1 pseudogene is annotated in these 549 nt (G+C 60.3%); it reads left to right on the forward strand.

Going from position 1 to position 549, the window contains the following annotated elements:
- A pseudogene (locus tag GOB90_RS18805) lies at positions 1-549 on the forward strand (hypothetical protein); the annotation flags it as partial.

Below are 549 nucleotides of genomic sequence, written 5' to 3' on the forward strand. Positions count from 1 at the left end.
GGCATCCGCAGGGAAGTCGTGAGGACGCTGGGAACAAGGGATCACCGGGAGGCCATCAGACGCCGGGAGAAGATGCTGGAGACCATGCGGGCTGAGCTGGATGCAAAGCTGATGCAGGCTGGCCTCCTCCCTCTCCATGGCGAATGGTGCCCCACGGTGACGCAGAGCGTCTTGGAGGCTTGGTCCCCTTCATCACCAAGAGGCAAAGCCTCACCGGATGAACAGGCTGTGGTGGACGGGCTGGCTTACCGGCAGGACCTGCAAGCTGCCTCCGGGGAATATATAGTAAGAGACAATCCATATCAGTCTCATGATGGCCTGCCGGACACCGAGAGAGAGCGGCTGACAGATGTTGTAAGAGAGAAGGTGCAGGATAAGGCTGAGGCGATGCCACCGGCTGCCGGAGGCCGTTATTACCGTGCAGCCATGGGGATCATCGAAGGCACCCTGACGCCTCTCGGGGGCCTGCTGGACCGCTGGGACAAGGACAGGGAGCGGATGATCTCAAAGGCCAGCAGGGCCATGGATCAGGCTGCTTTCAATCACTTT

The organism is Acetobacter oeni (assembly GCF_011516825.1).
Lineage (GTDB): Bacteria > Pseudomonadota > Alphaproteobacteria > Acetobacterales > Acetobacteraceae > Acetobacter > Acetobacter oeni.